The sequence below is a fragment of the Pseudoalteromonas sp. S1608 genome (assembly GCF_005887265.1).
Taxonomy (GTDB): domain Bacteria; phylum Pseudomonadota; class Gammaproteobacteria; order Enterobacterales; family Alteromonadaceae; genus Pseudoalteromonas; species Pseudoalteromonas undina.
The window spans coordinates 1-18,256 of sequence record NZ_PNDK01000049.1; the positions used below are offsets into that span (position 1 = coordinate 1).

At 40.6% G+C, this 18,256-nt stretch carries 19 protein-coding genes and 4 tRNA genes; 12 read left to right on the top strand and 11 right to left on the bottom strand.

The annotated features are described in order from the left end of the window. Positions 1-18: 18 nt before the first annotated feature. The 10 genes from CWB75_RS16540 to lolB all read right to left on the bottom strand — a co-directional run bounded on the left by CWB75_RS16540 (position 19) and on the right by lolB (position 5,789). Positions 19-95: transfer RNA gene (locus CWB75_RS16540), tRNA-Met, on the bottom strand. A 5-nt stretch (positions 96-100) separates the two neighbouring features. Beyond that, positions 101-175: transfer RNA gene (locus CWB75_RS16545), tRNA-Gln, on the bottom strand. A gap of 40 nt (positions 176-215) precedes the next feature. Then, positions 216-300 (bottom strand) — tRNA-Leu (locus CWB75_RS16550). Positions 301-395: 95 nt separating this feature from the next. After that, positions 396-472, bottom strand: a tRNA-Met gene (locus CWB75_RS16555). 321 nt (positions 473-793) lie between these two features. Beyond that, entirely contained in the window at positions 794-1,885 is a 1,092-nt protein-coding gene (gene ychF, locus CWB75_RS16560) for a redox-regulated ATPase YchF (RefSeq protein ID WP_008115165.1), read from the bottom strand. 55 nt (positions 1,886-1,940) lie between these two features. After that, a complete protein-coding gene (gene pth, locus CWB75_RS16565) occupies positions 1,941-2,525 on the bottom strand; it encodes an aminoacyl-tRNA hydrolase (protein WP_008115166.1) in 585 nt (194 codons plus the stop codon). 18 nt (positions 2,526-2,543) lie between these two features. Then, a complete protein-coding gene (locus CWB75_RS16570; protein WP_010388341.1) occupies positions 2,544-3,158 on the bottom strand; it encodes a 50S ribosomal protein L25/general stress protein Ctc in 615 nt (204 codons plus the stop codon). 149 nt (positions 3,159-3,307) lie between these two features. Then, positions 3,308-4,255, bottom strand: coding sequence for a ribose-phosphate pyrophosphokinase (locus tag CWB75_RS16575; RefSeq protein ID WP_008115168.1), 948 nt, complete (start codon positions 4,253-4,255; stop codon positions 3,308-3,310). Positions 4,256-4,341: 86 nt separating this feature from the next. Next, a complete protein-coding gene (gene ispE, locus CWB75_RS16580) occupies positions 4,342-5,199 on the bottom strand; it encodes a 4-(cytidine 5'-diphospho)-2-C-methyl-D-erythritol kinase (protein WP_010388343.1) in 858 nt (285 codons plus the stop codon). A 2-nt stretch (positions 5,200-5,201) separates the two neighbouring features. Further along, the gene (lolB, locus tag CWB75_RS16585) at positions 5,202-5,789 is read right to left on the bottom strand and encodes a lipoprotein insertase outer membrane protein LolB (RefSeq protein ID WP_138571237.1); all 588 of its coding nucleotides are present in this window, start codon (positions 5,787-5,789) and stop codon (positions 5,202-5,204) included. 83 nt (positions 5,790-5,872) lie between these two features. On the opposite strand from lolB, the gene hemA reads away from it, so the two are divergent. The 12 genes from hemA to rlmM all read left to right on the top strand — a co-directional run bounded on the left by hemA (position 5,873) and on the right by rlmM (position 17,299). Continuing rightward, positions 5,873-7,129, top strand: coding sequence for a glutamyl-tRNA reductase (hemA, locus tag CWB75_RS16590; protein ID WP_010388345.1), 1,257 nt, complete (start codon positions 5,873-5,875; stop codon positions 7,127-7,129). A 7-nt stretch (positions 7,130-7,136) separates the two neighbouring features. After that, positions 7,137-8,222 carry a peptide chain release factor 1 gene (prfA, locus tag CWB75_RS16595; RefSeq protein WP_010388346.1) on the top strand — a complete coding sequence of 362 codons (1,086 nt, stop codon included), beginning with the start codon at positions 7,137-7,139 and terminating at the stop codon, positions 8,220-8,222. 2 nt (positions 8,223-8,224) lie between these two features. Next, positions 8,225-9,064, top strand: a complete 840-nt coding sequence (gene prmC, locus CWB75_RS16600) for a peptide chain release factor N(5)-glutamine methyltransferase (protein ID WP_138571238.1) — start codon at positions 8,225-8,227, stop codon at positions 9,062-9,064. 55 nt (positions 9,065-9,119) lie between these two features. Continuing rightward, positions 9,120-10,673, top strand: a complete 1,554-nt coding sequence (locus CWB75_RS16605; protein ID WP_138571251.1) for a DUF3369 domain-containing protein — start codon at positions 9,120-9,122, stop codon at positions 10,671-10,673. A gap of 18 nt (positions 10,674-10,691) precedes the next feature. After that, a complete protein-coding gene (locus CWB75_RS16610) occupies positions 10,692-11,066 on the top strand; it encodes a SirB2 family protein (protein WP_055013325.1) in 375 nt (124 codons plus the stop codon). 129 nt (positions 11,067-11,195) lie between these two features. Beyond that, a complete protein-coding gene (locus CWB75_RS16615) occupies positions 11,196-12,023 on the top strand; it encodes a tetratricopeptide repeat protein (RefSeq protein WP_010388352.1) in 828 nt (275 codons plus the stop codon). Between the two features lie 20 nt (positions 12,024-12,043). Beyond that, complete coding sequence (locus CWB75_RS16620; protein WP_138571239.1) at positions 12,044-13,297, top strand: DUF819 family protein; 1,254 nt, start codon at positions 12,044-12,046, stop codon at positions 13,295-13,297. Positions 13,298-13,306: 9 nt separating this feature from the next. Continuing rightward, positions 13,307-14,161 carry a 3-deoxy-8-phosphooctulonate synthase gene (gene kdsA / locus CWB75_RS16625; RefSeq protein WP_054202475.1) on the top strand — a complete coding sequence of 285 codons (855 nt, stop codon included), beginning with the start codon at positions 13,307-13,309 and terminating at the stop codon, positions 14,159-14,161. A 121-nt stretch (positions 14,162-14,282) separates the two neighbouring features. Then, positions 14,283-15,179, top strand: coding sequence for a transcriptional regulator GcvA (locus tag CWB75_RS16630; protein ID WP_008115185.1), 897 nt, complete (start codon positions 14,283-14,285; stop codon positions 15,177-15,179). After that, positions 15,179-15,835 carry an alpha/beta family hydrolase gene (locus tag CWB75_RS16635; protein WP_138571240.1) on the top strand — a complete coding sequence of 219 codons (657 nt, stop codon included), beginning with the start codon at positions 15,179-15,181 and terminating at the stop codon, positions 15,833-15,835. Before CWB75_RS16630 ends, CWB75_RS16635 begins: the two co-directional genes overlap by 1 nt. Then, positions 15,828-16,196, top strand: a complete 369-nt coding sequence (locus CWB75_RS16640; protein WP_010388367.1) for a DUF423 domain-containing protein — start codon at positions 15,828-15,830, stop codon at positions 16,194-16,196. The genes CWB75_RS16635 and CWB75_RS16640 overlap by 8 nt, the downstream gene beginning before the upstream one ends. Before the next feature lie 17 nt (positions 16,197-16,213). Beyond that, the gene (rlmM, locus tag CWB75_RS16645; RefSeq protein ID WP_055013323.1) at positions 16,214-17,299 is read left to right on the top strand and encodes a 23S rRNA (cytidine(2498)-2'-O)-methyltransferase RlmM; all 1,086 of its coding nucleotides are present in this window, start codon (positions 16,214-16,216) and stop codon (positions 17,297-17,299) included. Between the two features lie 43 nt (positions 17,300-17,342). Here rlmM and cysZ read toward each other — a convergent pair whose 3' ends face one another. Then, entirely contained in the window at positions 17,343-18,053 is a 711-nt protein-coding gene (gene cysZ, locus CWB75_RS16650) for a sulfate transporter CysZ (protein ID WP_502704786.1), read from the bottom strand. Positions 18,054-18,256 lie beyond the last annotated feature (203 nt).

Genomic DNA, 18,256 nt, shown 5'->3' on the forward strand with positions numbered 1-18,256 from the left:
GAACTGCAAGAAAAGAAATGGGGGCTAAGACGGGATTTGAACCTGTGACCCCATCATTATGAGTGATGTGCTCTAACCAGCTGAGCTACTTAGCCATTGTTGGCTGGGATACCAGGATTTGAACCTGGGAATGCCAGGATCAAAACCTGGTGCCTTACCGCTTGGCGATATCCCAACTAAGAAATTGCTGATAATTTTAATTCTTATCAAGAATATGGTGCGGAAGGAGAGACTTGAACTCTCACATCCTAAGATACTGGAACCTAAATCCAGCGCGTCTACCAATTCCGCCACTCCCGCATTATCACTTTGAATTAATCAAAGAAATGGTAGTTATTTTAAACTCTTCATTGAGTTGCAATTTAACTCTTGCAGAGCCACTTCTAGAAAAGAAATGGTGGCTAAGACGGGATTTGAACCTGTGACCCCATCATTATGAGTGATGTGCTCTAACCAGCTGAGCTACTTAGCCATCTTTTTTGTTAGCACTTCATCGCTGAGTGCGGGGCGTATTATGCTGATATGCCCCAAATTCGTCAACACCTTTTTTGCAAAAAAACACTTAAGTTGGTTTGTTTGCAGGAAAAATAGGCTAACCGGCTACTTTTTAATTAAAACGTTGCTTTTTTAACACTCTTTATCAGCGTGGCAGTGTAATTATAGCTTTGTTTTACAATTCTGAGCTTATGGTAAAAGTAGCTAATTATTGTTTTTATTCGGCTGAAAAGTAAAAAGGCTCGTAAAAACGAGCCTTTTAAAAACAATTAGCCACTCAAGGTGGCGCAGTGTTTAATTATACGTTGAATAAGAAGTTCATTACATCGCCATCTTTAACAATGTATTCTTTACCTTCTTGGCGCATTTTACCTGCTTCTTTTGCACCGCTTTCGCCTTTACAAGCAATAAAGTCATCAAAAGCAATTGTTTGTGCACGGATAAAGCCACGTTCAAAGTCGGTATGGATTTTTCCAGCAGCTTGTGGCGCTGTTGCACCCACAGGGATAGTCCATGCGCGAACTTCTTTTACGCCCGCAGTAAAGTAGGTTTGTAAGTGCAGTAATTCATAACCGCCACGAATAACAAGGTTAAGCCCTGGCTCTTCAAGACCAAGGTCAGCCATAAACTCTAACTTGTCTTCATCTTCAAGCTCAGAAAGCTCAGACTCGATGGCAGCACACACAGGCACAACAACCGCATCTTCAGCGGCAGCTATTTCACGTACACGATCAAGTAGTGGGTTATTTTCAAATCCATCTTCTGCTACGTTTGCAATATACATCGTTGGTTTGATGGTTAAGAAGTTAATAGGCGCAATTGCTGCTTTTTCTTCTTTTGTTAGTGCTAAAGAACGTAAAGTTAAGCCTTCATCAAGATGCACTTTTACTTTTTCAAGTACTGCATTTTGCTCTTTTGCGTCTTTATCACCGCCTTTTGCTTTTTTTGCATTACGGAAAATTGCTTTATCAGCACTGTCCATATCAGCAAGCACAAGCTCAGTGTTGATCACGTCAATGTCGTCCGCAGGGTCAATAGTACCCGCTACGTGAATAACGTTTTCATCTTCAAAACAGCGAACTACATGGCCAATCGCATCTGTTTCACGAATATTTGCTAAAAACTGATTGCCTAGGCCTTCACCTTTCGATGCACCTTTAACTAAACCTGCAATATCCACAAATTCCATACTTGTTGTAAGAATACGTTGTGGGTTAACAATTTTAGCAAGTTCGTCTAGGCGAGGATCTGGCACCGGTACCACACCTGTATTAGGTTCAATGGTACAAAAAGGAAAGTTAGCGGCTTCAATACCCGCTTTAGTCAATGCATTGAAAAGTGTTGATTTACCAACATTAGGCAAGCCAACGATGCCACATTTAAAACCCATAGTAAGATACCTTGTTTAGATTCGTTTAAAACGTGTGTACATATACCCCTAAAAATTAGGGTTTAAACGAATGTAGTCTGTTTTGTGCTTTTAACACACCGTCTTTAGCAAGTATTTCCATACAACGAACTGCTTCATCAACTGCGGCATCCATTTTTTCCTGATCTTCCTTGGCTGCTTTTCCAAGCACCCAACCGGTGACCATTTCACGATGTCCTGGATGACCAACACCTATGCGTAAGCGCATAAAGTCTTTTTGATTTGCCATTTTTGCAATAATGTCTTTTAAGCCATTATGACCGCCATGTCCGCCGCCTTTTTTTAATTTGGCAACGCCTGGGTCTAAATCCAATTCATCATGGGCGACAAGTATGTCTTCCACTGGGATTTTAAAAAAATTGGCTAAACTACTCACCGCTTTGCCACTTAAGTTCATGTAAGTGGTGGGGATCAGTAATTTGAATTCTTTGCCTTGAATAATCACTTTGCCAGTAAGGCCGTGATATTTAGGGTCGTGTTTTAGCGTGCAGTTGTAGCGTGCAGCGAGTTCTTGAATGAACCAAGCACCTGCGTTGTGGCGTGTATTTGCGTATTCGGGGCCTGGATTAGCCAGGCCCACAAGCATTTGAATAGAATTCAAGGTGCGAGACCTTAAATATTATTCTGCAGCGTCTGAAGCGTCGTCTTCAGTTGGAGCTGCTTTGTTAGCTTTGATAGTAACGATAGACTGATCGTGGCCTTCGCCTTTACCAAGCTCAACAGATTGAACACCTTTAGGGAACGCAAGATCTGTAAGGTGGATTGAATCACCAGCTACAAGATCAGATACGTCTACTTCGATGAATTCTGGAAGTGACTTAGGAAGACAAGAAATCTCAACTTCAGTTAACTGGTGAACAACAGTTGCACCTAACTTAGTTACTTTATCTTCACCGATGAAGTGTAAAGGAACCTTAGTTACTAGTTTGTGAGTTGCGTCTACACGTTGGAAATCAAGGTGAGTAAGCTTAGGCTTGAAAGGGTGACGTTGGATATCTTTTAAGATAGCTTCAACTTTCTCGCCACCTACATTTAATGTAAGGATGTGAGTGTAAAAGCCTTCGTCTTCTTGTGCTTTAATCATATCTTTATGTTCAAAAGTAAGCGATAAAGCTTCTTTATCAGCTCCATAAAGGATTGCCGGCACTTTGTCTTCGCGACGTAGGCGGCGGCTCGCACCAGTACCAGTTTCTACGCGAAGTTCAGCGTCATAAGTATAAGTTGTGTTAGACATGATGTCTCCAATAATTAAAAGTGTTAGGGCCTTTGCGACCAAGGTCCCTAGCCAAAAGGCGCGCTATCATACCACTGCGGGTTTATAAAATAAACATCACCTACAAAAAAAGCGCCAAAAGGCGCTTTTATACTCATTAATGTTTAACTTTAATGTTCAAACATTGCCGAGATAGATTCTTCGTTGCTAATGCGACGAATAGTCTCTGCTAACATATCTGCAAGTGTTAATACTTTAACAATATCAAGCGCTTTTAGTTCGTCAGACAGTGGAATTGAGTCAGTTACAATCACTTCATCAATCACAGAGTTACGTAAGTTTTCTGCAGCTGTACCAGAAAGAATAGGGTGAGTAGCGTAAGCAAATACACGTTTAGCACCATGCTCTTTAAGAGCTTCAGCTGCTTTACACAATGTACCACCGGTATCAATCATGTCATCAACAATAATACAATCACGACCTTCAACGTCACCAATAATATGCATTACTTGAGAAACGTTAGCTTGAGGGCGACGTTTATCAATAATAGCTAGGTCAGTATCGTTTAATAGTTTTGCAATTGCACGGGCACGTACAACACCACCAATATCAGGTGATACAACAACCACGTCATCAAAGTCGCGGTTTTTCATATCTTCTAATAATACCGGGCTGCCAAATACGTTATCTACTGGTACATCGAAGAAGCCTTGGATTTGCTCAGCATGTAAATCAACCGTAAGAACGCGGTCAACACCTACACTTGATAAGAAATCCGCAACCACTTTAGCTGTAATTGGCACACGCGCAGAACGTACACGACGATCTTGACGAGCATAACCAAAATAAGGAATAACAGCAGTGATACGACCGGCAGATGCACGGCGTAGCGCATCAACCATAACGATAAGTTCCATCAGGTTATCGTTAGTAGGGGCACAGGTTGATTGTAAGATAAAAACATCCGAGCCACGAACATTTTCATTAATTTGAACACTGATCTCACCGTCACTAAAACGGCCAACAACAGCATCGCCTAATTCAATATATAAACGTTTTGCAACTTTTTGAGCTAGGTCAGGTGTTGCGTTACCAGCGAAGAGCTTCATGTCAGGCACGGTAGGGTTCCTCAGGCACTGAATTTTTGGACTAACTTACATTGAATGAACAAAGTAGGTTAACTTATGATTACTTGTACGTTACTTCATTTATCAATGATGGCGGCTAACTCCGTGTGAGCAGGAGAAGTATTAACGCTTGATGCGATAAACCCCTGCCAAGTATGGGGGAGGTTAGCAAGTACATCTTGTGCTTGAACTTGACTAGCAAATTCAACAAAACAACATGAACCTGTTCCGGTCATCTTTGATGGGGCGTATTTTAGCAACCACTGCAGGGTTTTTTCAACCTCGGGACACAGCTTTTTCACTAAAGGCTCACAATCGTTAGTCAAAACCTGTTGTTGCCAGTCACCTAAAAGTTTCGGCGTGTCACGTTTTAAATCGGGGTGAGTAAATATTTGTGCAGTACTGACATGCTGGTTTGGAAAAACAACGCAGTACCATTTTTGTGGCAATTTAACATACTCTAATTGCTCGCCAATGCCATGTGCTATGGCACTTTTACCTTTAATGAATACAGGTACGTCTGCACCGAGATTCAAGCCTAAATCTGCAAGTTCATCTAGTGTAAGAGCGGTATTCCACAGTGTGTTAAGCGCTAAAAGTGTTGACGCAGCATCGGAAGAACCACCACCAACACCTCCGCCCATAGGCAAACGTTTAGTTAAATTTATTTTTGCACCTAAATTCACTTTACACTGAGTTTGCAATAATAAAGCTGCTTTATAAATTAAGTTGTCAGTTAGCGCAATGCCATGAGTGTCACCGCTAATACTAATATTTTTATCATTAGTAAGCGTAAAATGGAGCTCGTCGCCATAGTTTAAAAATGTAAACAGGGTTTCTAATTCATGATAGCCATCATCACGGCGACCATTAATATGTAAAAATAAATTTAGCTTCGCCGGCGCAATCAGCGAAAGTTCAAAGGGAGTATTCATAATTAGTTAAACTGCCAATCGTAGAGTTTGATTTTAATTTTAATCTTTTGATGGGTTAAGGTTAGCGCGTTAGGTAACCAAAAACCGTGTTTTTGTATGTAACTGGTGTAGTTTATTTGCCATTTTTTGCCAGCGTCATCAAACCATAACACGCTTTTAGCACGGCCTAATTGATCGACTTCTAAGGTTTGATCGTCAATAGTGGCTTTTAACCACTGACCGGCGTTATTTACCGGTAAAGTAAACCCCGTTAAGCGTTGTAAAAGTTTACTCGCATTAGTATCAAAAAACTGTTGATCATCAAATATTAATTCAGCCCCCACTGCGGTTTGTTTGAGCGATAAAATTCGGGTGCCAATAAATGTGGTTAACACTAAATGATTACTATTTTGTGTTTGTTGCCAATTTAAGTTAGCAGATTGGCGCTCATCAGGGCTAATAAACGCTAATTTACCTTCCACCTGCCAAGTTTTTTGTGTACTAAGACGTAACTTCCAGTCTTCGTAAGTTTTTGTATTGTAGTTGTTTTTATTAGCGCAGCCCGTTAAAAAAATAAATAACAGGGTTAAAATAAAATATTGTCGAGTCAAATGTTGTTCCTTACTTTCCATATTCCTGAGATTTTTGATAAAATTGCCGCCTATGTAGTAGGGCTCAGCAATATTTGGCAGATATGACCATAATAGCACTTGGTATTAATCACAAAACCGCATCCGTAGATTTACGAGAAAAAGTGGCCTTTTCGCCTGAGCAAATTTCAGAGGCGCTACAGCAATTAAGTGGTCATGCCGACTTTAATGAAGCGGTTATTGTATCTACCTGTAATCGCACTGAAGTGTATTGTAGCCTTGCGCAACAAAATTCCCAAACATTGTTGCAATGGTTAGCCAGTTTCCATGGTTTAGATGAACATGAACTGAGTAAAAACATCTACTGTTATGAAGACAGCGCAGCAATAAACCATTTAATGCGTGTAGCCTGCGGGCTTGATTCGCTGGTATTAGGTGAACCACAGATTTTAGGACAAATAAAGCAAGCGTATAACAGCGCTAAAACCCACGATGCGGTGGGTGTAACTTTTGATCGGTTGTTTCAAAAAACCTTTTCAGTGGCAAAAGAAGTACGCACCGAAACTAACATTGGTGCAAGTGCAGTCTCGGTTGCGTTTGCTGCGGTTAATCTTGCAAAGCATATTTATGGCAAATTAGACAAAACCAAGGTGCTATTAATTGGTGCTGGTGAAACCATTGAGCTGGTAGCAAAACATTTATACCAAAATGAGCCACAAAAAATAACGGTAGCAAATAGAACAATAGAACGCGCTCGCGGCTTAGCGGATGAAGTATCAGCAGATGTTATTGCCTTGGCACAATTACCAGAACGATTACACCAAGCCGATATTGTTATTAGCTCCACCGCCAGTACTTTGCCTATTATTGGTAAAGGGGTGGTGGAACAAGCACTGAAACAACGTCGTTATAAGCCTATGCTTTTTATAGATATTGCTGTACCACGCGATATTGAAAGCCAAGTCGGAGAGCTTGACGACGCTTATTTATATTCCGTTGATGACTTACAAGCCATTGTTAGCGAAAACATGGCTGCACGTGAGCAAGCGGCAGAACAAGCACAAATTATTATTAGTGAACGCACCAAAGAGTTTTTTATGTGGCTGCGTTCACTTGATTCAGTGGATTTAATTCGCCACTACCGTAATGATGTACAAACTACAAAAGCAGAACTTGTAGATAGGGCCCTAAGCCAGCTAAATACAGGTAAAAGTGCAGAAAAAGTAATTTTAGAGCTAGCCAATAAATTAACCAATCGCTTAATGCACGCGCCTACCCGTGCCATCCAAGATGCAGCGAAAAAAGGTGAAGTGGCTCAGTTAAATCAATTGAAAAAAATGTTAGGTATAGATCAGGAATAACAGTTAAATGAAAGAGTCCGTTTATCGTAAATTAGAAACCTTAGTTGAGCGCTATGAAGAAGTACAAGCGCTACTAAGTGACCCATCGGTCATTAGTGATCAAAACCGCTTTCGTACTCTTTCAAAAGAATACTCTGAGCTTGAAGAAGTGGTAAAAACATTTTTAGCGTACCAGCAAGCACAAGAGGATTTGAGCAGTGCTGAAGAAATGCTTAAAGATTCAGATCCTGAAATGCGTGAAATGGCACAAGAAGAATACAAAGAAGCAAAAGCTCAGATTTCGACTTTAGAAGATGACATTCAAGTTCTGATGCTGCCTAAAGATCCGAGAGACAACAACAATGTATTTTTAGAGGTTCGTGCAGGAACAGGGGGCGATGAAGCTGCTATTTTTGCTGGCGACTTATTCAGAATGTACAGCCGTTACGCAGAAACAAAAAAATGGAAAGTAGAGGTTGTTACCACCAACGAAGGTGAGCACGGTGGTTACAAAGAAGTAATTGCTAACATCAGCGGTGAAGGTGTTTACGGGCAATTAAAATTTGAATCAGGCGTTCACCGTGTACAACGTGTCCCTGAAACTGAGTCTCAAGGCCGTGTACATACCTCAGCATGTACTGTAGCTGTTATGGCTGAAGTACCAGAAGCAGAAGCCATCGAAATCAATACTGCCGATATTAAAGTTGATACTTTTAGAGCGTCGGGAGCAGGTGGTCAGCACGTAAATAAAACCGACTCTGCCATTCGTATTACCCATTTACCTACGGGTGTAGTGGTTGAGTGTCAAGACGAGCGCTCTCAGCATAAAAACCGTGCTAAAGCGATGTCGGTATTGGCTGCGCGCCTTCAGCAAGCTGAAGATGAAAAGCGTCATGCTGCTGAAGCATCAGAACGTCGTAACTTAGTTGGTAGCGGCGATCGTTCTGAGCGTATTCGTACATACAACTATCCACAAGGTCGTATTACCGATCACCGTATTAACTTAACGCTTTATCGTCTTAATGAAGTGGTAGCAGGTGATTTAGGCGCCGTTGTTGAGCCACTAATGCAAGAGCATCAAGCCGATTTACTTGCAGCAATGGGCGACGATTAATCGTGACCCCTTCTGTTGAAAACGCTATTGCTACAGGTGCTAATTTATTAGCATCAAGTAGTGATAGCGCAAAGTTAGATGCACAAGTTTTACTGCTCAATATTTTACAAAAGCCACGAAGTTATTTATTTACTTGGCCTGAAAAACAGCTCACAGATGAGCAGTATCAGGCATTTCAACGTGCCTGTGAACGTCGCTTACAAGGCGAACCTGTTTCGCATATTACCGGCTGTCGTGAATTTTGGAGTTTGCAGTTTGAAGTGAACCCAACAACGCTAATCCCTCGACCTGATACAGAAACCTTAGTTGAACTTGCGCTTGAGTGCGAAGTGCCTAAAAACGCGAAAGTACTTGATTTAGGCACGGGCACAGGGGCTATAGCACTGGCACTTGGGAGCGAAATGCCCTCATGGGATATTATTGCTGTTGATCGTATTGATGATGCGGTAGCGTTGGCAAAGCGCAACCAACAGCGATTAGCTATTAATAATGTGACTGTTGAGCAGAGTAACTGGTTCAGTGCGTTAAAAAACAAAAAATTTGATCTAATTGTAACCAATCCACCCTATATAGAACATGACGATGTTCACTTACATCAAGGCGACGTGCGCTTTGAACCTTTGTCTGCATTAGTCGCAGATGATGCAGGAATGGCTGATATTAAACAAATAATTACACAATCACGTGACTATTTACACGCAAGTGGCTATCTTTTAATTGAACACGGATTTGAGCAAAGTGCAGCTGTGCGTCATATTTTCAATCAAATGGCGTTTATAAATGTAAGCACAGTGAAAGATCTTGGTAATAACGACCGCGTAACGTTCGGACAATGGCCCTAAATTATTTATAGTAGCTCCGTTGTTTGTTTGCATATGGTTTAAGGAATTCTATGTGATGGAAGATTTTTTATTTTCAAATGAACAACCACCTGAAGTAGCAAGTGAAGAGCAAGGAACATGGAAAGTTTTAATAGTTGATGATGAGCCAGAGGTTCATGCTGTTACCCGTTTAGCATTGAGTGACTTTAAGTTCCAAGATAAACGGTTGGAATTTATTAGCGCATATTCAGGTGCAGAAGCAAAAAAGTTAATTGATGAGCACCCAGATGCAGCCATCATCCTACTCGATGTTGTTATGGAAACTGACGACGCTGGTTTGCAAGTCGCGAAATACATACGCAATACCGTTAAAAATAATTACATTCGTATCATTTTACGCACTGGGCAACCAGGTCAAGCCCCTGAGCGTCAAGTCATTGTCAATTACGACATAAATGACTACAAATCTAAAACAGAACTCACCGCACAAAAACTATTCACCGTGATGATGGCTAGTCTTCGTTCGTATCGCGATATTATTTCTATTGAGCAGTCACGTGAGGGGCTGGAAAAAATAATAACCGCCTCTCGCAATATTTTTGCAACTCATTCAATGGATAACTTTATTGAAGGGGTGATGCAGCAGCTAACCTCCTTGCTTAATGTGGCCGACGAAGCTATGTATGCCACTACCTTAGTTGCGCAAAATCCGTCAGAGGAATTAAATAAAAAACTGATTGTTTGCTCTGGCACTGGTGATTTTGCTAAGCGCGAAGGGGAAGAGCTAGAAACAGTATTAGCAGCAGATCAACTCTTAGCGTGCCAAGAAGCCCTAGCTAACAAAGCAATTGTTTATAAAGATGACTATTTGTTTGCCTATTGTAGTAGTAAATTTAATCATAATTCGATGTTATTTGTATCCGGTGTGCCATCAAAACTGACAGATACGCAACGAAATCTAATCGAAATTTTTTCTCAAAATGTGCAGTTGGCATTTGAAAATGTACAATTACACACTGAAGTTGAAGCCACCCAGCAAGAACTTGTCTATCGTTTAAGCGAAGCAGTTGAACAGCGTTCATGTGAAACGGGTAATCATGTAAAACGGGTTGCTTATATTTGTTATGAACTGGCATTAGCGTATGGATTATCTGAAGAGCAAGCGAATTTAATTCGCTTTGCCTCGCCTCTACATGATGTGGGTAAAATAGGTATTCCGGATGCTATTTTAAATAAACCCGGTAAATTAAACTGTGATGAGTGGGAAGTTATGAAAACCCATGCAGGCAAAGGCTACGCCATTTTAAAAGATTCACCGCGTAAAATAGTCAGTGCAGGGGCCTTAATTGCACAGCAACATCACGAAAAATGGGATGGGTCTGGTTACCCTTGCGGCTTAAAAGGCGAGAGTATCGATATTTTTGCTCGCATAGTGGCATTGGCCGATGTGTATGATGCACTGCGTCATAAACGTTGTTATAAAGGTGCGTGGACACTTGAAGAAGCCGTTGCTGAGATCAATGCAAACAAAGGTACGCATTTTGATCCTAAACTTGTTGATGTATTCAATGATAAACTTGAAGAACTTGAAGCGGTAATTTTACGCTTTCCTGATAAAACACATAACTAAACAGAAGTAACAATACACATGGATTATTTAGCATTAAAACATACGCACATGGCGATTGCGCTAGTGAGTATTATTTTATTTTACGTACGTTCTTTTTCGCGCATGGGCAGTGGCAGCCTTGCTAAAAATAAAGTGGTTTTCATTGGTAGCCACAGTATAGATACCTTACTAATCATCTCGGCTATTACTTTAATGGCCATGGCTAAAATAAACCCGTTAGAGCAACTTTGGCTATTAGAAAAAATTGTATTGGTGGTTGTTTATATCGCCGTTGGGATTATTAGTGCGAAGCAAACCACAACATTACCTAAAGTTATGTTTTTAGTGTTTAACACTGCGGTTATCTTAGCTATTGGCTTTTTAGCAACCGCCAAAGCCCCGCTATTGTTGTAATTAACAATACTTGCTTAAGCTTTACACTACAGGTGTAAAGCTTGCCTCTTTATTTCATTTCTGATTATTGGTATCTAACCTTAAAATTAGGTAAACTACGTGTTCGTTTTCTAGAATGTTGTAGTATGAATGACCACCCTCGGGTTTGATGAACACGATGAATCTTATATAGAAGATGCCTACGATGATTTTTTGCCACCGGCAATATATCGTTGTATTAAAGCAGAAGCTAAATGGGACCCTCAAATAGACTTAACACCAAGTCTTGAAATATTGACTGCGTTTGAGCAACAAATAGAGACTATTTGTTCGCAAACACGCGATGCACATGATCGTTTAGAACAACTACTTGATTGCTTTTACAGTCAGTGGTTATTTAGTGCGTCAAGCCTTAAAGTACCTGAGTACAAGCTAAACAGTATTAGCTACACCTTATCTATGCGCAGTGGAACACCCACGACCTTAGCTATTTTGTTATGCCACTTTTTACAGCATGCAAAACTTGATGCTAGTGTAAGCATAACTCAAGGCGAAGTGGGCATTCACGTCGCAATGAGCGATGATGAAGGGTACATTGTTGAGCCAAGTAGTGGTCAACAAAGCTGGTATATCATTCCTGAAAATACCAACGAAGATAATGCACAAGAGCAAGAGCCTCTTGAGCTTATTTTTGAAGACGAAGTATATAAATTATTTTTAGCGCAACAAAAATGGTCTTTTATTAGTGAGAACAAATTTGGTCATGCGTTAACTTGCGTTGATTTGTTAATGGAAATGCTAGGGGATGATCCCTATGAGCGACGCGACAGAGGCTATTTACTAAATCAGCTGGGTTGCCCTAAAATGGCCCGAGATGATTTACAATTTTTTGTTGATGAATGTCCCGACGACCCTGCTATTGAAGTCATCCAACATCAAATCGAAGAACTTGAAGATAATCATAAAACCCACCATTAAAAATAAAAATAGGAAACGTTATGGCTGATCCCCAAACTGCCTTGATCACCAATGATGCTGTTGTACTAGGTTTACTGGCGATTATTTTAGGCTTTATTTTTAAAACCTCGTCAAGTCAGCGCCCAGTGCTGGTCGCATTATACAAATATGTGCCTGCACTATTGCTGTGCTATTTTTTACCATCGTTGCTAAATACCTTTGGTATTGTTGATGGCTCGCAATCGAGTGTGTATTACGTTGCCTCGCGGTATTTATTACCTGCGTGTTTAATCTTACTAACTATTAGCATTGATTTAAGAGCGATTATTAATCTAGGCCCTAAAGCATTAATTATGTTCTTAACGGGCACCGCAGGTATTGTGATTGGTGGCCCATTAGCTATTTTAATCATGAGTGCCGTCTACCCTGAAGCAGTGGGCGGACATGGCCCAGATGCGGTTTGGCGCGGTATGACAACTATTGCAGGCAGCTGGATTGGCGGCGGCGCAAACCAAGCGTCTATGAAAGAGATGTTTGAAGTTGGCGGTGATATTTTCTCTGCTATGGTTACTGTTGATGTGATTGTGGCTAATTTATGGATGGCGGTATTATTATTAATGGCGGCTAACCATAAAGCGATTGATGCCAAAGCGGGGGCCGATACCACTGCGATTGAAGATTTAAAACAGCGTGTTGAAAAATACCATGCAGAGCATGCCCGTATGCCAACGCTGAATGATTACATGATGATTATTGCTATTGCCTTTGGTATTACTGGTTTAGCACATTTTTGTGCTGATATTTTAGGACCGTTCTTTGCCAATAACTATGCATGGGCAAAAGAATACAGTTTAAATAGTAAGTTCTTTTGGCTTATTGTTATATCGACCACTATAGGCATTAGTTTATCGTTCACTAGAGTGCGTCATATCGAAGCCTTTGGCTCGTCTAAAGTGGCATCAGCATTTTTATATATCTTAGTAGCATCAATTGGCCTGCATATGAATGTGATGGCGATTTTTGATTCACCAATGTATTTTGTGCTTGGTGCAATTTGGATGCTAACTCACGCCAGCTTAATGCTGATTGTTGCTAAACTAATTAAAGCGCCGTTATTTTACATGGCTGTTGGCTCTCAGGCCAATGTAGGTGGCGCGGCCTCGGCCCCTGTTGTCGCCGCTGCGTTTCATCCATCACTGGCACCGGTAGGCGTTTTATTAGCAGTACTAGGCTATGGTGTAGGTACATATATGGCGTATATTTGTGGATTAATGATGCAAGCAGTTGCACCATAAGGAATTAAAATGAACAACCAAGTTATAAATATTAATCAAATAGAACTGGCAAATGATAAACCTTTCGTTTTATTTGGTGGCATGAATGTGCTGGAATCTCGTGATTTAGCGATGCGTATTGCCGAGCATTATGTTGAAGTGACCACTAAATTAAATATTCCTTATGTATTTAAGGCGTCATTTGATAAAGCCAATCGCTCGTCAATCAATTCTTACCGTGGTCCGGGCATGGAAGAAGGCTTAAAGATATTTGAAGAGATTAAAAATACCTTTAATATTCCGCTGATCACCGATGTGCATGAACCTCATCAAGCAGCACCGGTTGCAGAGGTTGTTGATGTTATTCAGCTACCGGCATTTTTAGCTCGTCAAACAGACTTAGTGGTTGCAATGGCAAAAACAGGCGCGATTATTAATGTGAAAAAGCCACAGTTTTTAGCCCCACATGAAATGCGTCATATCATTACTAAATTTAATGAAGCGGGCAATAATAATGTGGCCTTGTGTGAACGTGGTTCAAGCTTTGGTTATAACAACCTAGTGGTTGATATGCTGGGCATGGATGACATGAAAACCATGGCGCCCGTTATATTTGACGCTACTCATGCGCTACAACGTCCTGGCGGTCGAGCTGATTCTGCCGATGGTCGTCGTGCTCAAGCAGCAGAACTGGCTCGTAGTGGCATGGCACTGGGTATTGCAGGCTTATTTATTGAAGCACACCCAAATCCAAATGAAGCAAAATGTGATGGCCCTTGTGCATTAGCACTGAGTAAATTAGAAGGGTACTTATCGCAAATGAAAGCAGTTGATGATTTAATCAAAAGCTTTGCTCCGCTTGATACCAGTGCTAGCGATTTATAAAAAAGTGATTTACTCATTAAAAAGCGACTTCGGTCGCTTTTTTTGTGGCTTGAATATACTCTTTCCCAGCATAGGTATATAATTCACCGCATAAGAAAAACTAATTCTAAGCTTGGTTGCCATGTCAAGACGAGTTCCTCCATTAAACGCGCTAAAAGCTTTTGAAGCTGCAGCCCGTCATTTAAGCTTTACTAAAGCCGCAGAAGAGTTGTATGTGACGCAGGCTGCGGTAAGCCATCAAATTAAAACCCTCGAAGAGCACTTAGGGTTAAAGTTGTTTTTGCGTAAAAATCGCTCGTTACTTCTAACCGAAGAAGGTCAAGGCTACTTTTTAGATATTAAAGAGATTTTTACTCAGCTAATTGACGCAACCGAAAAGCTACTAGCCCGTGGTGCAAAAGGCTCGCTAACAGTGAGTTTAACCCCGAGCTTTGCGATTCAATGGCTTATTCCTCGATTGAGCTTATTTAACGAGTTACACCCTGAAATTGATGTGCGAATTAAAGCCCAAGATCAGGACGAAAACTCGTTAACAGACGATGTTGATATTTCAATTTATTATGGTCGCGGTCATTGGAGTGGCGTACAAGCTTATAAATTGCACACTGAATACTTAGTGCCGCTGTGTAGCCCATTATTGTTAAGTGGCCCTAGAGCGCTTAATCAACCAAGTGATTTAGCAAACCATACCTTGTTGCATGACACCACTCGTAAAAACTGGAAAACCTGGATGAAAACCGCGGGTGTTCGCAACGTACAAGTTAACCAAGGGCCTATTTTTAGTCATTCATCTATGGTGCTGCAAGCTGCGGTACATGGCCAAGGTGTTGCAATAGGTAATAGTGTTTTAGCAAAACCAGATATTGATGCAGGTCGATTAGTGATCCCGTTTAATCACAGTTTAGAAAGTAAAAACGCCTATTATTTGGTGATCCGTGAGTCGCAAAATGAATTAGGTAAAATTGTGTCATTTAAAGATTGGATGTTAAGCCTAGTTGAGCAGGAGCAAGAATATTAATGAGCATTGAATGGGTTAAAAGCAGTCAGCAACCTGCAATCGCACAGTTTATATTTGCGCATGGTGCAGGGGCTGGCAGTGATTCTGAGTTTATGCAAACCATGGCCAAACAGCTCAGTGAGTATGGTATTGACGTTGGGCTGTTTGATTTTGAATACATGCAAATTGCTAAACAAACCAATAAACGTCGCCCACCAGAGCGAGCACCAAAATTACTTACATATTTTGAGCATATACTTACTCAAGCTGATGCAAATTTACCGCTATTTATAGGGGGTAAATCAATGGGCGGGCGCATGGCGTCTATGCTTGCTTGCTCAACCTCGCATATTGTTTTAGGTGTACTTGCGTTTGGTTATCCGTTTCATCCACCGGGCAAGCCAGAAAAGCTCCGAACAGATCACTTTGCAGACATACCATGTCCTTTTTTAGTACTACAAGGTGAACGAGACACCTTTGGCACCCGTGAAGAGCTTGCCACAATGGCAATGCCAAAACAGCCGCAGTATATATGGTTAACTGATGGTGACCACTCACTAAAACCACGTAAAAAAAGTGGTATAACTGAGCAACAAAACCTGAATGTTGCAGCAATGAAGGCGGCTAACTTTATCAAAAGCACCATTGAGAATGTAAAAGAGGAAAAACATGATTAAACTATTTTTACTCGCAGGCAGCTTTTTTTGTATGCTTTCAGTGATACTGGGCGCATTTGCTGCCCATGGTTTAAAAAGTCGCTTATCAGATTATGCTATTGGTATTTTTAAAACCGCCGCCGAGTATCAAATGGTACATGGGCTGGCACTGATTGCAGTGGCAATCTTAATAAAGTGGGGCATTAACTTAAGCATGGCAGGTGGTTTTTTTATAGCGGGTACACTGTTATTCAGTGGCAGCTTATATTTACTGGCTTTAACCGGCTTAAAGTGGCTGGGCCCAATTACACCTCTAGGTGGACTGTGTTTTATTATTGGTTGGATAGTTATTTTAGTGCAAGTTGCACGATTTAAGTTTTAAAGAGTTTAAGGGTTAATATGTCTAGTGTTGTGATTTACTGTCGTAGTGGTTTTGAAAGCGATGCCGCTGCTGAAATAACGTTTCACGCCGCCGAGCAAGGGTTTGCTGGGTATGTAAAAGCAAAACCAAATACCGGTTATGTTATTTATGAATGTTTTGAAGCGCAGCACAGCGACGAAATAATCAAAAAAGTTGATTTTAAAAATATGGTATTTGCACGCCAATGGTTTGCCGGTAACCTGATAGAAAATATGCCATTAGAGGATAGAGTGGGCGCTATTGTAGATGCCGCAAAAGACTTTACTTTATGCTCTGAACTACGAGTAGAAACACCCGATACCAACGAGGGCAAGGAGTTACTGACTTTTTGTAAAAAGATATCAACTCCGCTTAAAAAAGCGCTCGAGAAACAAAATACCGTATTGCGTGAACCAAAAGCCAATCGTCCAGTAATGCATGTGCTGTTTTTAGCTAATAATACTGCGTATGTGGGTCACTCTTATAGCTATAACAACTCACCTTTCTTTATGGGGATTCTGCGTTTACGTATGCCAAACGATGGTCCAAGCCGCTCAACCCTTAAGTTAGATGAAGCATTTAATGTATTTATTCCTGAGCAGCAGCGTGAGTCAAGAGTGCAAGCTGGCATGCGCAGCGTTGATTTAGGTGCTTGCCCAGGTGGTTGGACTTATCAGTTGGTTCGCCGTGGTATGTTTGTTAGCGCGATAGATAATGGCCCAATGAATGAAAGTTTAATGGAAACAGGGCAAGTAAAACATTTTAGAGAAGATGGTTTTAAATACCGTCCAGAAAAAAGAAACATAACTTGGTTAGTTTGCGATATGGTAGAAAAGCCAACGAAAGTAACTAACTTGATGATTGACTGGGCAGTAAATGCCTATGCAAAAGAGCTTATTTTCAATCTAAAATTACCGATGAAAAAACGCTTTGATAGTGTGTATGAATGTCTAAAAATGATTAGAGAAGAAATGGCGAAGTTTGGTATTAGCTACGAATTACAAGCTAAGCATTTGTACCATGATCGTGAAGAGATAACGGTGCACTTAAACGTAATTAAAGTACCACAAAGCTTATATAGTTAATTGATTAGCGAGTATAAAAAATGGGCCAAAAGGCCCATTTTTTTTAACTACGATATTGTGGTCGGTAATGCTCAACCCATAACAGTGTAGCGCCGCACACTGCCACAGGCATCACAATTAAATTTATAAATGGGATAGCGGTTAGCAGCATCACTGCAAAGCCAAACCCGTAAGATAAGCCTTGTTTGCTTTTTAAGTCATTTTTCATTTGAGTGAAGCTAACTTTGTGGTTATCAAAAGCATAATCTTTATATTGCACCGCATACATCCAGCAGGTAAAAAGCACCCAGAGAACTTGGCCTATTACCGGTAACACCCACAATAGAATAAAAAAGCCAATAGCGCGCGGGAGGTAGTAGCAAAGCTTAGTCCATTCTCGGCCTAGCATTCGCGGCACATCTTTGACTAAATCAGCTAATCCATCGTCGTTAATTTTTTGACCAGTTAAATACAGCTCAACTTTTTCACTTAGCAAGCCATTAAAAGGTGCGGCGATAAAGTTAGTAATAACGGTAAATAACATACTGTAACTAAACAGCACCACCAGTACAGCAATTGGCCACATTAACCATTCGAGCCAACTTAACCATTCTGGGAGCATGGTATTTACGGCATTAAAGCCATCACTCAGCCAGCCAAATAAAAAGAATAAGGAGCTACCAAATAATAAAATATTAATAAGTAGGGGGATTAGTACAAAGCGTTTTAGTCCTTTTTGACTAATTAACTTAAACCCGGAAAAAAAATATTCCATACCTTGCGTTATTTGCACACTAACCTCATCGATTATTTATCTTTTGGCTATTATAAATAGCCTGATGATTTTAAACAGTACTTTTAAGTAACAAAGTATTTAATAAATGGTATTTCAAATAGAATGATAATAAATTGCTAGCTTGGGCAATTGCTTTGAATTCTTCGAAAGTGCTTAATGAAATAAAATGCTCGGCAATAGAC

Excerpts from the sequence above, each read along its gene's own strand:
- ychF (WP_008115165.1), bottom strand. The coding sequence starts at position 1,885 with ATGGGTTTTAAATGTGGCATCGTTGGCTTGCCTAATGTTGGTAAATCA.
- CWB75_RS16570 (WP_010388341.1), bottom strand. The coding sequence starts at position 3,158 with ATGTCTAACACAACTTATACTTATGACGCTGAACTTCGCGTAGAAACT.
- ispE (WP_010388343.1), bottom strand. The coding sequence starts at position 5,199 with ATGAATACTCCCTTTGAACTTTCGCTGATTGCGCCGGCGAAGCTAAAT.
- hemA (WP_010388345.1), top strand. The coding sequence starts at position 5,873 with ATGACCATAATAGCACTTGGTATTAATCACAAAACCGCATCCGTAGAT.
- prfA (WP_010388346.1), top strand. The coding sequence starts at position 7,137 with ATGAAAGAGTCCGTTTATCGTAAATTAGAAACCTTAGTTGAGCGCTAT.
- CWB75_RS16605 (WP_138571251.1), top strand. The coding sequence starts at position 9,120 with ATGGAAGATTTTTTATTTTCAAATGAACAACCACCTGAAGTAGCAAGT.
- CWB75_RS16610 (WP_055013325.1), top strand. The coding sequence starts at position 10,692 with ATGGATTATTTAGCATTAAAACATACGCACATGGCGATTGCGCTAGTG.
- CWB75_RS16615 (WP_010388352.1), top strand. The coding sequence starts at position 11,196 with ATGACCACCCTCGGGTTTGATGAACACGATGAATCTTATATAGAAGAT.
- CWB75_RS16620 (WP_138571239.1), top strand. The coding sequence starts at position 12,044 with ATGGCTGATCCCCAAACTGCCTTGATCACCAATGATGCTGTTGTACTA.
- kdsA (WP_054202475.1), top strand. The coding sequence starts at position 13,307 with ATGAACAACCAAGTTATAAATATTAATCAAATAGAACTGGCAAATGAT.
- CWB75_RS16630 (WP_008115185.1), top strand. The coding sequence starts at position 14,283 with ATGTCAAGACGAGTTCCTCCATTAAACGCGCTAAAAGCTTTTGAAGCT.
- CWB75_RS16635 (WP_138571240.1), top strand. The coding sequence starts at position 15,179 with ATGAGCATTGAATGGGTTAAAAGCAGTCAGCAACCTGCAATCGCACAG.
- CWB75_RS16640 (WP_010388367.1), top strand. The coding sequence starts at position 15,828 with ATGATTAAACTATTTTTACTCGCAGGCAGCTTTTTTTGTATGCTTTCA.
- rlmM (WP_055013323.1), top strand. The coding sequence starts at position 16,214 with ATGTCTAGTGTTGTGATTTACTGTCGTAGTGGTTTTGAAAGCGATGCC.
- cysZ (WP_502704786.1), bottom strand. The coding sequence starts at position 18,053 with ATGGAATATTTTTTTTCCGGGTTTAAGTTAATTAGTCAAAAAGGACTA.